The 14,400-nt window shown below is 29.5% G+C and carries 13 protein-coding genes and 1 other annotated feature; of the genes, 1 reads left to right on the forward strand and 12 read right to left on the reverse strand.

Annotation, left to right across the window (positions count from 1 at the left end; translation table 11 throughout):
• Window positions 1-62: 62 nt before the first annotated feature.
• The 9 genes from rpmF to murJ all read right to left on the reverse strand — a co-directional run bounded on the left by rpmF (window position 63) and on the right by murJ (window position 9,465).
• The gene (rpmF, locus tag ABDJ34_RS01650) at window positions 63-251 is read right to left on the reverse strand and encodes a 50S ribosomal protein L32 (protein WP_002836538.1); all 189 of its coding nucleotides are present in this window, start codon (window positions 249-251) and stop codon (window positions 63-65) included.
• A 94-nt stretch (window positions 252-345) separates the two neighbouring features.
• Window positions 346-1,527 carry an acetate/propionate family kinase gene (locus tag ABDJ34_RS01655; protein WP_094207207.1) on the reverse strand — a complete coding sequence of 394 codons (1,182 nt, stop codon included), beginning with the start codon at window positions 1,525-1,527 and terminating at the stop codon, window positions 346-348.
• Window positions 1,528-1,536: 9 nt separating this feature from the next.
• A complete protein-coding gene (gene plsY / locus ABDJ34_RS01660) occupies window positions 1,537-2,133 on the reverse strand; it encodes a glycerol-3-phosphate 1-O-acyltransferase PlsY (protein WP_392435797.1) in 597 nt (198 codons plus the stop codon).
• Window positions 2,133-3,449, reverse strand: a complete 1,317-nt coding sequence (gene der, locus ABDJ34_RS01665) for a ribosome biogenesis GTPase Der (RefSeq protein WP_094205757.1) — start codon at window positions 3,447-3,449, stop codon at window positions 2,133-2,135. The genes plsY and der overlap by 1 nt, the downstream gene beginning before the upstream one ends.
• A 110-nt stretch (window positions 3,450-3,559) precedes the next feature.
• On the reverse strand, window positions 3,560-4,798 hold the full coding sequence (locus ABDJ34_RS01670; RefSeq protein ID WP_412701155.1) for a serine hydroxymethyltransferase: 1,239 nt from the start codon (window positions 4,796-4,798) through the stop codon (window positions 3,560-3,562).
• Complete coding sequence (locus ABDJ34_RS01675) at window positions 4,791-5,219, reverse strand: SoxR reducing system RseC family protein (protein ID WP_002837908.1); 429 nt, start codon at window positions 5,217-5,219, stop codon at window positions 4,791-4,793. The genes ABDJ34_RS01670 and ABDJ34_RS01675 overlap by 8 nt, the downstream gene beginning before the upstream one ends.
• 4 nt (window positions 5,220-5,223) lie before the next feature.
• Window positions 5,224-5,916, reverse strand: coding sequence for a tRNA threonylcarbamoyladenosine dehydratase (locus tag ABDJ34_RS01680; protein WP_002836544.1), 693 nt, complete (start codon window positions 5,914-5,916; stop codon window positions 5,224-5,226).
• A 1-nt stretch (window position 5,917) separates the two neighbouring features.
• Window positions 5,918-7,684, reverse strand: a complete 1,767-nt coding sequence (gene aspS, locus ABDJ34_RS01685; RefSeq protein ID WP_412701156.1) for an aspartate--tRNA ligase — start codon at window positions 7,682-7,684, stop codon at window positions 5,918-5,920.
• Window positions 7,685-7,721: 37 nt separating this feature from the next.
• Window positions 7,722-7,901 (reverse strand) — a binding site (T-box leader).
• A 40-nt stretch (window positions 7,902-7,941) separates the two neighbouring features.
• Complete coding sequence (murJ, locus tag ABDJ34_RS01690; RefSeq protein WP_227905187.1) at window positions 7,942-9,465, reverse strand: murein biosynthesis integral membrane protein MurJ; 1,524 nt, start codon at window positions 9,463-9,465, stop codon at window positions 7,942-7,944.
• Window positions 9,466-9,561: 96 nt separating this feature from the next.
• On the opposite strand from murJ, the gene ABDJ34_RS01695 reads away from it, so the two are divergent.
• Window positions 9,562-10,920 (forward strand): helix-turn-helix domain-containing protein, encoded by a 1,359-nt coding sequence (locus tag ABDJ34_RS01695; RefSeq protein ID WP_412701157.1) that lies wholly within the window; start codon window positions 9,562-9,564, stop codon window positions 10,918-10,920.
• Here ABDJ34_RS01695 and ABDJ34_RS01700 read toward each other — a convergent pair.
• From ABDJ34_RS01700 to argS, 3 genes are read right to left on the reverse strand one after another with little or no spacing between them, the layout of a single operon-like run.
• Window positions 10,917-12,032, reverse strand: coding sequence for a tetratricopeptide repeat protein (locus tag ABDJ34_RS01700; protein WP_412701158.1), 1,116 nt, complete (start codon window positions 12,030-12,032; stop codon window positions 10,917-10,919). The two genes, ABDJ34_RS01695 and ABDJ34_RS01700, sit on opposite strands and share 4 nt — an antisense overlap.
• The gene (locus ABDJ34_RS01705) at window positions 12,033-12,689 is read right to left on the reverse strand and encodes a hypothetical protein (protein WP_094205764.1); all 657 of its coding nucleotides are present in this window, start codon (window positions 12,687-12,689) and stop codon (window positions 12,033-12,035) included.
• Between the two features lie 8 nt (window positions 12,690-12,697).
• On the reverse strand, window positions 12,698-14,392 hold the full coding sequence (argS, locus tag ABDJ34_RS01710) for an arginine--tRNA ligase (protein WP_412701159.1): 1,695 nt from the start codon (window positions 14,390-14,392) through the stop codon (window positions 12,698-12,700).
• Window positions 14,393-14,400: the final 8 nt, after the last annotated feature.

Below are 14,400 nucleotides of genomic sequence, written 5' to 3' on the forward strand. Positions count from 1 at the left end.
TTTGTTATAACATAAAACAAATAAAAAAGCCGCTTAATAATAATTAAACGGCTCTCTTTTCATTAATTTTGTTCTGAATTATCTACAACTTGTTTTCCATCGTAATACCCACATTCTTTACATACTCTGTGAGGTAATTTTGGAGATCCACAATTAGGACATGTAGTTATAGTAACTCTTGGTAATTTATACGAAGAAGCTCTTCTTTTATCTCTTCTAGTTTTAGAAGTTTTTCTCTTTGGTACTGCCATGCTACACCTCCTTAAGGACTTTAGTCCTTAAAATTTATACAAACAACGTAGTTAATTATAATATAATAATGTTAAGTTGTCAATAAAAATATTATTATTTTGCTAAGTCTAAAGTGTCTCTAGCAATCATTAATTCTTCATTAGTTGGAACAACATAAACTTTAACTTTTGAATCATCAGCTGAGATTAAAGCTTCTTCACGAGTGTTGTTCTTTTCAAGGTCTAATTTAACGCCTAGTTCTTCAAATGTATCTAAGATATCTTTTCTCATAGATGAAGAATTTTCTCCGATACCACCAGCGAAGCAAATTGCATCAACATGACCTAATTCAGCCATATATCCACCGATATATCTCTTAACTCTTTCAATAAACATATCCAATGCTAATTGAGCTCTATCATTTCCTTTTTCTGCTTCTTCTTCAAGATCTCTAAAGTCTGAACTAATTCCTGAAACTCCTAATACACCAGATTTTTTATTCAAGATTTGGTTCATTTCATCAGCTGAATATCCTTTTTCATTCATTAAGAATGTCATTACAGTAGGATCCAAATCTCCACTTCTAGTTCCCATTAAAAGTCCTTCCAATGGTGTAAGTCCCATTGATGTATCATAGCATTTTCCGTCTTTAACAGCTGCTATAGATGAACCATTACCTAAGTGAACTGTAATAATATTGATGTCTTCTTTATCTAATAATTGTTGAGTTCTTAAAGTAATATATCTGTGACTTGTTCCGTGGAAGCCGAATTTTCTTAATCTGTAATCTTCATAGTATTCGTAAGGAATAGCATACATAAATGTTTTAGCTGGCATTGTTTGATGGAAAGCAGTGTCGAATACAGCGATATTTTTCTTTCCTGGAGCTAATTTTTCACATGCTTCAATTCCCATTAAGTTAGCTGGGTTGTGAAGTGGACCAAATTTGATAAATTCTCTAATCTTATCTTTTACTTTATCGTCAATAATGCAAGATTCTGTTAATTTATCTCCACCGTGTAGTACTCTGTGACCAATAGCAGATACTTCGTCTAAACTCTTGATAACACCATATTTTTCATCTAATAAAGCATCGAAAACATGGTTAATAGCTTCAGTGTGATCTTTCATTGGTTCTTCGACTACTAATTTTTCTCCATTAACTTTATGAGTTAATTTAGAACCTTCAATTCCAATTCTTTCTACTAATCCTTTACATAATACACTTTCATCAGTCATATCAAATAATTGATATTTTAATGAAGAACTACCACAATTGATTACTAATACTTTCATTTTTTCCTCCTAATTTTTACCTAATTTACTTTCTTTTCCATGAATCAATCTATTTATATTGGATCTATGCTTGAATAATGATATTATTCCTAGCAAAATATAAATTAAACCAATGTAAAAGTCTTTTCTAATGTAAATTAATCCATAAATAACAGCTGAAACACATCCTATTATGCTTCCCAATGAAACATATTTAGTTATAAGTACAACTATTAAAAACAATATTAATAAAAATAAAATTTGTAAAGGTTGGGCAAACAATAAAACACCGAAAGATGTCGCAATTCCCTTACCACCTTTAAAATTATAAATAACCGGTAATATATGTCCTATTACACATAAAAGCCCACATACTAGTATACCTAAACTGCCGAAAAATTTAAAGCCCAAATATGCACACAATAATCCTTTTAAGAAATCAATCAAAAAAGTTGCCAAACCAAACTTCACTCCATAAACTCTTAAAGCATTGGTTGCACCTGCATTTTTGCTTCCATAATTTCTTATATCCTGTTTATAAATCAACTTAGAAAGCACAATAGAACCACTTATATTACCTATGAAATAACATATTATTCCAAGGACAATTAAATATAAATAATTCACTATTTTCCCCTTGTCTTAAATTCAAATTGCAAAGGAACACCTTCAAAGCTAAAGTTTTCCCTTAGCTGATTTTCGATATATCTTTGGTATGAAAAATGCATCAAATCATTTCTATTTATGAACACCAAAAATTTTGGTGGTCTGGCTTCTATCTGAGTAATATAAAATATTTTCAAACGAACACCTTTATCTGATGGTGGCGGATTTAATAATACTGCTTTTGATATTACATCATTCAAAACACCTGTGCTAATTCTCATAGAATAATTATTATCTACTTTTTCGATTTCAGTAAACAAAGTATCTATTCTTTTGTTTTCTTTTACACTTATGAACACGATAGGAACATACATTACAAATCCCAATTTAGTTCGGATATCTTTTTTGAAATCATTCATAGTGTTTGTTTGTTTTTCAACAAGATCCCATTTATTCACAAGAATAATCATAGCTTTGCCTTGATCATGAGCATATCCTAAAATTTTTGTATCTTGTTCGCTAACACCTTCAGTGGCATCTATCATTAGAACGCAAATATCAGACCTATCAATTGCTGACAAAGTCCTTACAACAGAATATCTCTCGACTTCTGTGTCTATCTTTTTTCTTTTTCTTAGACCTGCTGTATCTATAAATATATACTCATTTCCCTTGTAATTAATCTTGGAGTCTATGGCATCTCTCGTCGTTCCTGCAATATCAGTAACTATCATTCTTTCTTCGTTTAATAAGTTATTAATCAAAGAACTTTTACCAACATTTGGTTTTCCAATTAAACAAACTTTTGTAATATCCTCATCAGATTCTGTATTTGAATTATCATCAAATTTTGAAACTACAGCTTCTAGTAAATCTCCAAGCCCCATAGAATTTGAAGCACTTATAGGAAATATTTCATAAAATCCAAGATTATAAAAATCATACACATTGTCCTGTTGTTTTATATGATCAATCTTATTTACAACTAAAATTACGCTTTTTTTCGTTCTTCTAAGCATATCGGCAACTTCCATATCAATCGGAGTAATGCCTTGTTTACCGTCAACCATAAACAAAATAACATCTGCAGTTTCAATAGCAAGTTCTGTTTGTTTTTTAATATTTTTAGTAATGATTTCATTACTTTTTGGTTCCAAACCACCTGTATCTACAACTGTAAAATATTTATTTTGCCACTCAGCTTCCATATACAATCTATCTCTTGTAACACCTGGATCATCTTGAGTGATTGCGATTCTTTTCTTTATTAATTTATTGAACAATGTAGATTTTCCTACATTAGCTCTTCCTACAATAGCAACAACTGGTTTTGCCATGTTATCACCTCATTTCTGTATAAATGATACCATAAAATGTGTGAAATATACAATATTTCATCAAAAAAATAAAGCTAATACTAAACTTTTGTCTAGTATTAGCTTAAAATTTATCTATTGATTGGGAATTGTTTCATCAATTCTACAACATCTTTTTTGATTTCTTCAGAAGGTCTACGTTTCTTTAATGCGTCTAACATAAATTCTGCTACTTTTGCGGCTTCTGCTTCTTTCAATCCTCTAGTTGTAATAGCTGGTGTACCAATTCTAATACCACTAGTTACAAATGGTGTTTCTGGATCATTCGGAATAGTGTTCTTGTTAGTTGTAATATTAACTTCACTTAATAACGCTTCTGCTTCTTTACCAGTCATATCAAAGCTTCTGCAGTCGATTAATAATAAGTGGTTATCTGTACCACCAGAAACTAATCTTACATCGTTATCTAAGAAGACTTTTTCCATAGCTTTTGCATTCTTCAAAATTTGATGAGTGTATTCTTTAAATTCTGGTTGTAAATCTTCTTTGAAGCACACTGCTTTTGCTGCAATAATGTGTTCTAATGGACCACCTTGGAATCCCGGGAATACTGATTTGTCTAATAATTTTTTGTGTTCTTCCTTACAAAGTATAGCTCCACCTCTTGGTCCTCTTAATGTTTTATGTGTAGTTGTAGTTACAAAATCTGCATAAGGAACTGGACTTGGATGATCTCCAGTAGCTACTAATCCAGCAATGTGAGCCATATCTACCATTAAATATGCTCCAACTTCATCTGCAATTTCTCTGAATTTTTTGAAATCTATAACTCTTGGATATGCAGAAGCACCAGCTACGATTAATTTAGGTTTGTGTTTTAAAGCTAATTCACGAACGTTTTCATAATCAATTGTTTCAGTTTCAGGATCTACACCATAATCTACGAAATTATAGAATTTACCTGACATATTTACTGGTGATCCATGAGTTAAGTGTCCACCTTCTGTTAATCTCATACCTAATACTGTATCTCCAGGTTTTAAAACTGCAACATATACAGCAATATTAGCATTTGCTCCACAGTGAGGTTGAACGTTAGCATGATCTGCATTAAATAATTCTTTTAATCTATCTATAGCTAATTGTTCTATTTTATCAACATGTTCACAACCGCCGTAATATCTTTTTCCAGGATATCCTTCAGCATACTTGTTAGTTAATTCAGTACCCATAGTTTCAAGTACTGCTTTTGAAACAAAGTTTTCTGAAGCTATCAACTCGATATGTTCTTCTTGTCTTTTGATTTCATCATTTAGATGTCCAAATACCTCTGGGTCAAAATTTTCTAAATTTTGTCTACAATTATTCATACAAACCTCCAATTATTTTCGTGATATGAACTAGGTCCTTATCAACAAATTTTTTATCTATAAATTTTACAATTATATAGCCAATTAATAATCCTACAAGTCCTATACCAAAAGATGCTAATTCAAAATTTCCTATTTTATTTTCCAAAATAGAATATGATGATATAAGAGCAATTAGGAAAAATGTTAAAGGCACTAAATACAACAATGCTGTATATTTAAGCATTGAAGAATCGTCACCTGAAATTTGCACTCTATCCCCTACCTTAGCACTTATATAGTTTGCACATTCTATAACTTGCGTTTGATGTTCACAACCTGAACATTTGCTGCAACCTTCACCACCACAAGCTCCTTTTCTAGTAATTAGAACAGATGCTTTTGTGGATTCAGTTTTTATAACCATTCCTTCTTTTGCCAAAAAATTACCTCAATTCTTTAATAACATACGATGCAATCATAAGTCCGACACATGAAGGTACAAAGCTTATACTTGCCGGAGCATTTCTTCCATTTGAAGATAGAACTTCTCCTGACCTTTGTTCATCAGACCAAATGCATGTAAGTTTGTCAACGTTTCTTCTTTTTAGCTCTTTTCTCATTACTTTAGCCATTGGACAAGTGTGGGTCTTTTTAATATCCGTAATTCTAAAAAGAAAAGGATTTAGTTTCGATCCCGCACCCATAGAACTTATCAACTTAATATCGTTTTTATAGCAATACTCAGCCAAATCTAGCTTCGCTGATATTAAATCGATAGCGTCTATAACATAATTATAATCTTTAAGATTAAATAAATCAACAGTAGAATTATCAAACTTTTCCCTAAATTTAATAACTTTGCAATTCGGATTAATTCTGTGAATTCTTTTTTCAAATTCATCTACCTTATAATTTCCAACAGTATCTTCCAAAGCTATAATTTGGCGATTGATGTTTGTTATATCGATAGTATCATAATCTACTATTGCTAATGTTCCTACTCCACATCTAGCCAAAGCTTCTATTACAAAACCTCCAACTCCACCGCAGCCAATAACAGCTACTTTGGAGTTGATGATATTTTCTAGGTCATTTTCACCTATTAGAAGTTTTGTTCTTTCAAATCTTTTATCCATACTAATCTAATTTGATGTGAATTTCTTTAAGTTGTTTCTCGTCAACATTTGATGGAGCACCAGTTAATAAATCTGTAGCAGATTGTGTTTTAGGAAATGCTATAACATCTTTGATATTATCAGTTCCAACTAATAACATCATAAGTCGATCCATACCATACGCTAATCCACCATGTGGAGGTGTTCCATAGTTGAAAGCTTCTACAAAGAAACCAAATTTGTTTTCAATCATTTCTTCAGTTAATTCTAATGCTTCGAACATTTTCTTTTGTAAATCAGAATTGTTAATTCTTATAGAACCTCCACCGATTTCGTCTCCATTACATACAATATCGTAAGCTTTAGCTCTTACTTTTTCCTTGTCAGTTAACAAATATTGAATATCTTCTTCTTTTGGCATTGTAAATGGGTGATGCATTGCTACAAATCTGTTTTCTTCTTCGTCGAATTCAAATAATGGGAAATCAACTATCCAAACAAATTCGAATGTATCATTGTCAACCAAATTCATATCTCTTGCAATTTTGTTTCTTAATGCACTTAATCCATTAAATACAACATCATTTTTGTCTGCTAGTATAAATATTAATGCATTTTCGTCTTCTTTTGTAGATTCAATTATCGAATTCATTTCTTCATCAGATAAGAATTTTTTAATTGAAGATTGAATTTCTCCATCGTGAACTCTTATCCAACTTAAACCTTTAGCACCGTATTCTTTTACAAATTTTTCTAATTTGTCAATTTTTTTACGTGAGTATTCACTTTCATAATTCCCAATATTGATACATCTAACGCTTTTGTTTTTATCATTACAACTTGAGAATACTTTGAATTCTGAATCTTTTACTAATTCAGTGATATTTTTCAATTCAAATCCAAATCTCAAATCTGGCTTGTCGCATCCATATCTTTCCATAGCTTCTGCGTAAGTCATTCTATTAATAGGAGTTGGAATATCAATTCCTCTAATTTCTTTGAAAAGTTTTTTAATCAAGCCTTCATTCAATGTCATTACATCTTCTTGATCAACAAAACTCATTTCCATATCCACTTGAGTGAATTCCGGTTGTCTATTCGCTCTCAAATCTTCATCTCTGAAACATTTAACGATTTGGTAGTATCTGTCCATTCCACTAATCATAAGAAGTTGCTTCATTAATTGTGGTGATTGTGGCAATGCGTAGAAACTGTGTTCATTTACTCTACTTGCAACCAAATAATCTCTAGCTCCTTCTGGAGTTGGCTTTCCTAAAAATGGAGTTTCAATTTCATAAAATCCATTTTCATCTAAATAATCACGAATTAATTTATTAGTTTTGGCTCTTAATTTTAAATTATTTTGTAATTTAGGTTTTCTTAAATCCAAATATCTGTACTTTAACCTAACAGCTTCTTGAGCATTATCATCATCTTTAATGTAAATTGGAGGAACATTCGCTGTATCCAAAACAATTAGTTCGTTAGCTATAACTTCAATTTCTCCAGTAGGAATGTTGTTGTTTTTTGATTCTCTTTCTCTAACATCACCTTTTACACATAAAACATATTCGCTTTTAACATCTTTTGCTTTATCGAAAATCTCTTTGTTATCATCCTTTATAGCTATTTGAGTTATTCCTGTATTATCTCTCAAATCTATAAAGATAAGAGATCCTAAATTTCTCTCTTTTTGAACCCATCCCATAAGAATGACTTCTTTGTTTACATCACTTAATCTCAACTCCCCACACATGTGAGTACGTCTAAGATTTCCCATACTATTCATAAAAAACCTCCTAAAATATAAAAAACCCGTCCTTATGATAAGGGACGAGTTAAATCGCGGTACCACCCTAATTAGGTAAACCTCACTTTAATTTATAACGCTATTAAGCGGAAAATTCGACTCAAAAATGTCTGCAATTACTATGAATAATAAGTCACACCAACCCTTATCTCTCTGAAAATCAATCATAATGCGCTCTTTTTATCTTTGTCTTTATAACAAAATTATATTCAAAAAACTTTCAATTGTCAAACCATCTATTTTTTTCTTCTGTTTTTATAAAAAGCGATAATTTCGTTTAGTTCATCGACCTTAAAAATTAAAATACAACTCAAATAACTAATTCCTGCAACAATTATAGACATCATTAATGATAATGTATTTGAAAATCTCATATTGGTCGTTTTAAATGTAATATAAGCTAAAGCTCCCATTATCAACGATGAGATCAACATCTTAAAAATATTTACAAATGATGATTTTGTAGAGCTAAAATCCCCAATTTTTTTGTGTAATCTCATTATTATCATTATTGCTCCAATTAGATTTGCAAAACTTGTTGCTACTGCTAATCCTACTAAGCCAAAAATTCTTGATAAAATAATATTTCCTATTATATTTATAGCAACCATAATAACAGAATTAATCGTAGGAGTTTTTGTATCATTCATGGCATAAAATGATTTCGACAAAATATCTCTGATAGCAGTTCCTATGATCCCCAAAGCGTAGAAGAACATACAAACTGATGTCATATCAACATCATTCATCGTGAACGCTCCCCTAAAGAATAGCATCTTAGTAATAGGATAAGATAATACCAAAAGTCCTATTGTCGCCGGAATTACTAAAATACAAATCATAGACATTGATTTCATTATGCTATCTTTCATTTTATTCAAATCATTAGCGATAAAATTTCTAGACAATTCAGGATACACAATTACAGAAATATTTGCTATAACAATACCAGTTACAAATTCAATAAGCCTTGATGCATAATTTAGAATTGGAATACCATTAGCTGAAACTGTAGATGCTATCGACTTATCTACCATAACATTGATTTGATTTACCGATACTCCTAAAATTATCGGAATTGATAAAAGAACAATCATCTTTACATTTTTATCTGAAAAATCTAAAATCTTATGATATTTAAAATTCTTTCTTTTCGTTATAAATATGTAAGGCAAATATTGGAGTGCATTTCCCAATAGCAAACCAATTCCAACTATCATATTATTATCGTATTTATTGGAAATTACAAGAGCAAGTATAATGAAGAAATTCATTATAAAACCTTGTAAATTTTGAACTACAAAATGATTATTCGCATTCAAATATCCCTTGAATACACATGACATTATGGACGGTATCATTGACAATAAAGTCAATCGCATGAATTTTATAGTTAATTCTTTTGTATATCCAGTAAATCCTGGAGCGAAAATTTTAATTACAGATGGTGTAAAAATCTCCAGTATTACTATTAATGCTAATATTATAATAACAACTATATTGTTGATATTTGATGTAAAAATATCGCCTTCTTCCTTTCCCTTTTCGTGTACTATTTTATTATATATAGGAATAAAAGAAGTTGAAATTCCCGCTGAAAACAAGCTTACTATTGTAATCGGCAATATTTGCGAAACCAAAAATGCGTTGGCAACCGGCCCATTTGTAGGAAAAAAATATGCCAGTGTAGTTTCTCTTACTAATCCTAAGACTTTTGATAGTAGTGTAATTATCATAAGTATAATTGCAGTCTTTTTCATAAGTATCTCCTGTTTATATTTAAAAAATTTGTTGGTTGTGATATTATTTATACTATAGATAATAACACAGGTCTAACGATAATTAAAGGTGATAAAATGAATATAAGATTATTGGTAAAACAAATGTATGAGTTGGTTGACTCTTCGGACATAAAAATAATAAACGATATCGATAATATTTCGTTAAATTGTATTTCTGATCAGAAAAACACCCTATCCATAATTGAATATGACAAAAATATTATGTGTCCTAAAAATTCTAATATTCTTTTTTTGAAAGCAGAAGATGAAATTATAGAAAACGAGAATGCAAATATTATTTATTCAAAACAAGATGATATTTTCAAAGTTTACGAAATTGTGAATGGATTTTTGCGAGAGCATTCCGAGTTCTATAATAGAATTTACAATACAATTTCAAACCGTGAGGCTGTTAATAATTTGCTTTTAATCATAAAAAATTATTTTGATGTAAATGTATGCCTATTGAATTCAAACAAAAAGTTGTTGCTAAATACATTTGATTTTTCAACTATAAAAAAGATTTATCCGTTGGAAATAAAAAAGAAAAGCTTGAGCAAATTGTACGGATATCTCGCTTTTGAAACTATTGAAGATGAATATGAATTTGAATTCAGAAAAATTTCCAAAATAATTTCAACATATATTTATAACAATGTAAACGGACTGATAAATTCAAAAGAAGACATATACAGTACTATTAAGAATTTGATTTCTGGAAATATTACAGAAAAAGACGAAGAAAATATCGCAAATATAGGCTGGAAAACAGATGACAATTACGATATTAATGTAATTAAAATTGAAGGTGGTTTATTTAAATACCAAGATATGTTCTCACACGGAAATAGGTTTGTTTTGGATTATCCAATGTATATGTATTCTGTATTACAAGAAGGATACCTTGTGTTATTAACTAATAATAAAATTAAAGATGTTTCATCAGTAAAGACAAATTTAAACTTCTTTACTGAAAAATACGACTTAAAAAGCATTAAATTATCACTAAAAAACAACCTATTCAATTTGAAAAAAGCTTATGATTTGTCTAGAAGAATTTTAGAAAACAATATAGAATTAACTGATAACATAAACGATAATTGCTGTAAAATCATCTATGATTTGGTATGTTTGGATTCTGAAATAGAAATTTTAGTTCCAGAATTCATCTATAAACTAAAATATGACGATATAAATAATGGCACAGACCTTCTCAGAACATTATACTTTTATCTTGTAGAAGAACGTTCATTAATAAAGGCATCTCAAAGACTGAATGTACACAGAAACTCCATTGTTTATAGAATAAACAAAATTAATGAATTGGTAGATATTAATTTGGATTGTTACAAAGCAAGAAAAAACATAATAAGCGCTTTAGAAATCATCGACCGATTGGACAATACGCTTAAAATAACAGAAGAAGACATTTAATTGTCTTCTTCTATTTTTTGCAATAATTGCATTGCCATATTAAAAATATCTTCGTGTACATCATCATAAGAAACCAAAGTTGACAATGTATCCTGTGCTTTTGCAACTCTATTTGAGTTTAGTTCAATAACTGCTTTATTGTACAATAAAATTTCATTGTCTTTGTGGATTTTGAGCCCACGATTTAAAACTTGAATTGATTTTTCAAAATCATAATCGTTGAAATAAGCCACAGACATATCATTATACAAATCAACATGATCAAATCCCATATTCTCTGATTTTTCAAAATATTCTATAGCTTTATCCAAATCATTCAAATTCAAGTAACATTTACCCATTAAATAAACAATTCTAGAAGTCTTTTCAAGTTCTTGGAAAATTTCAAGTGCTTTTTGTGGTTTTGAATTGATTAAAGTAGTCGCAAAATCCAAATCTCTTAAAGGCTTTATATCCTCCATTAAACGTTCAACTTCATTTATCACAATTAATACTCTTTTTTCATCGTAATCGTTAGGTGAAGTTGCCATCTTATGAGTATTTTTTAAGTAATCATAAGCTTTTATATAATTATGATTTAGTAATTCTAGATTTGCAAGTTCTACATAATTTAAGAAGAAATCAGGAAAATTCAAAACATTTTCATTTAACACTCTGAAAGCTTCTTCGATAAAAATACTAGAATTAAACTCATCTTCAAGCGCCATTAATCTCAAACAATACGCATAATAATACGCATTATCTGCAATATCCGATTTTAATATATCATTTGTTCTAAAATAAATAACAGCTTCTTTTGGGTTTGAAATCTTTTCAACTCCCATAGATATTATTGATTTTTCATTATCAGGAAAAATATTGTACATAATATCTGTGTAGTTTACACAGTATTTGAATGATCTATCGTAAGCTATGTTATAAATCATGCCTTTAATTATTAATTCCAAATCAAAATTTTTGACGAAATCATTATTCTTGACTCCATCTAACAAATCTTTCTCTAAAACAGGTAGTGGAATATCTTTATCAATGTAATCATTTGATTCTAATAAATTCACATACACCAACTGGTCCATAAATTTACTGAAATATTCGTCAATCTTATTAATCATTTATTTCTCCCCCGTTTCTAAAATTCTGTACAAATTAGCCCTATACAACATGAACAACGAAATGAACATCAAAAGCAATCCAAATTTTAAAATCGACACAACTTCATTTGACATTATAAAGTCTTCAAATGTGTAATTCTTCATAATCAAATTATACAAAATTGCAAAAATCGCAACATTAGGTATATTCCATGTTAAAAAATTTTTAAAATTAAATTTTAATGATGTGCAAATCGATTTATAAAATTCTTCGTCAATCATGTAAAGTGTCTCCACTAACGGATTAAATATTAATAAAAGAACAATTACTGCTCCCTCGTATTTTTTTAAGAAAAAATACAACAACAATAAAATTCCTCCATTAAAAGCGACCTTTAACATTAATTTGGGAATAGTAATCGGTTCTATTTGATAGTTATCTCTTGTATGAACCGAAATACTAAGCATATTTAAAAGGATACTCAACAGAAATGTAACCAAAACCGCTATTATCACGTTTGATATTTCTTTAGATACAGATAATCTAAACAAAATATTATTAGACATATTTAACGATAATTTCATTACAATCATTGATGCAAAAATCAACGGAAAATATTTAATTGTATGTGCGGTTCTTGTAAAAGAATTTTTGATTATTTCTATAAATGAGTCCATTATTCTCCCTACATTCTAACTGGTGCTTCAATGCCTAACAAGCTCAAAGATAATTTCAAGCATTTGTTAACAGAATAAGTTAGATACAATCTTTGATATTTTAGTTCATCTTCTACAGTGTTGATTGGACAATTTGCATAAAATTTATTGAATAGTTTTGCTAATTCTACTGTATAACGTGTCAAGAAAGAAGGTTCGTATTTTTCAGTAGCATTTAATAAAACTTCTTCAAATTTTGATAAGTGTTTTACAATGTCGATTTCTGTATCGTCAACTAATAAATCAAATTTGCTATTGTCTTTTAATTCAAATTCTCCCTTGTCTAATATAGAACAACTTCTTGCAAATGTATATTGTGTATATGGTCCAGTTTCTCCATCAAAATTCAAAACTTGATCCCAATCAAACGTATAATCTTTTATTCTATTATTGAATAAATCTTGGAATATTACAGCTCCAACACCAACTTGTTTTGCCACTTCTTCTTTATTTTCAAGATTAGGATTCCTTTCTTCTATGATTGATTTTATTTTATCAATAGCTCTATTTAAAACATCTTCTAGGAAAATAACTTTACCTTCTCTTGTTTTCATAGATCCATCTTTCATGCTAACCATACCAAAAGAAACATGTTCGCAATCATTCCACCAATCAAATCCCATTTTTTTCAAAACGGCTCTTAATTGTTCAAAATGAAGTTTTTGTTGACTAGCAACAACGTATACATTTTTATAAAAATCGTAAGTTTTTTTACGATACATTGCAGTGGCAATATCTCTTGTTAAGTATGTTGAAGACCCATTTGATTTTTTTATTAAAACAGGTGGCAAGTTTTCATCATCCAAATTGATTATCATTGCACCATCGGATTCTTCTAGTAAATTTTTCTTATCTATAGCTTCTAATGCATCTCCAATAAATTGTGAGTGGAATGATTCACCATTAAAATTGTCAAACTCAACTCCTAGTAAATCATAAACTCTTTGGAATTCTTTTAATGAAATATCTCTAAACCAAGACCATAGCTTTACTGCGGTTGAATCTTTTTTTTCTAATTTATCAAACCATTCACGCGCCTCATCCATATATGTTTCGTCTTCTTTTGCAACTTTGTTGTACTTAACATAAAGATTTAAAAGTTCTTTGATTGGATCAGCATTTATTTTATCTTCGTCTCCCCATTTCAAATAAGCTGAAATCATCATTCCAAATTGAGTTCCATAATCACCAATGTAATTAACACCAGTTGTATTAAACCCTTGATATTTCATTATGTTTCTGATGGCATTTCCTATTACAGTGGAGCGTAAATGTCCAATATGAAATGGCTTTGCTATATTTGTAGAAGAAAAGTCAAACACAACATTTTTCCCAACGCCGATATGACTACTTCCAAAATCATCTTTAACAGTTTCTGTTAGAACACTTTCTACTAATTTTGAATTATCTACAAAAAAGTTTACGTAAGGACCTACATTTGCAATTTTTTTGATATTTTCATTGCTGAATTCTTTTTTAGCTAATTCTTCTGCGATTAAATTAGGTGCTTTTCTAAAAGTTTTTGCTAATTTAAACACTGGAAACGCATAATCTCCCATATCACTATTTGGTGGAATTTCGATTAAATCTGATATTTCTTTTTCAGTTAGACCAGTGTCAAATCCTAGTATAATTTCTTTTACTTCTTCTTTAAAATTTATCATTTTAATCC

This window comes from Finegoldia dalianensis (assembly GCF_046255015.1).
Taxonomy (GTDB): Bacteria; Bacillota; Clostridia; order Tissierellales; family Peptoniphilaceae; genus Finegoldia; species Finegoldia magna.

Excerpts from the sequence above, each read along its gene's own strand:
- ABDJ34_RS01655 (WP_094207207.1), bottom strand. The coding sequence starts at position 1,527 with ATGAAAGTATTAGTAATCAATTGTGGTAGTTCTTCATTAAAATATCAA.
- der (WP_094205757.1), bottom strand. The coding sequence starts at position 3,449 with ATGGCAAAACCAGTTGTTGCTATTGTAGGAAGAGCTAATGTAGGAAAA.
- ABDJ34_RS01695 (WP_412701157.1), top strand. The coding sequence starts at position 9,562 with ATGAATATAAGATTATTGGTAAAACAAATGTATGAGTTGGTTGACTCT.
- argS (WP_412701159.1), bottom strand. The coding sequence starts at position 14,392 with ATGATAAATTTTAAAGAAGAAGTAAAAGAAATTATACTAGGATTTGAC.
- aspS (WP_412701156.1), bottom strand. The coding sequence starts at position 7,684 with ATGAATAGTATGGGAAATCTTAGACGTACTCACATGTGTGGGGAGTTG.
- ABDJ34_RS01700 (WP_412701158.1), bottom strand. The coding sequence starts at position 12,032 with ATGATTAATAAGATTGACGAATATTTCAGTAAATTTATGGACCAGTTG.
- ABDJ34_RS01680 (WP_002836544.1), bottom strand. The coding sequence starts at position 5,916 with ATGGATAAAAGATTTGAAAGAACAAAACTTCTAATAGGTGAAAATGAC.
- rpmF (WP_002836538.1), bottom strand. The coding sequence starts at position 251 with ATGGCAGTACCAAAGAGAAAAACTTCTAAAACTAGAAGAGATAAAAGA.
- ABDJ34_RS01670 (WP_412701155.1), bottom strand. The coding sequence starts at position 4,798 with ATGAATAATTGTAGACAAAATTTAGAAAATTTTGACCCAGAGGTATTT.
- murJ (WP_227905187.1), bottom strand. The coding sequence starts at position 9,465 with ATGAAAAAGACTGCAATTATACTTATGATAATTACACTACTATCAAAA.
- ABDJ34_RS01705 (WP_094205764.1), bottom strand. The coding sequence starts at position 12,689 with ATGGACTCATTTATAGAAATAATCAAAAATTCTTTTACAAGAACCGCA.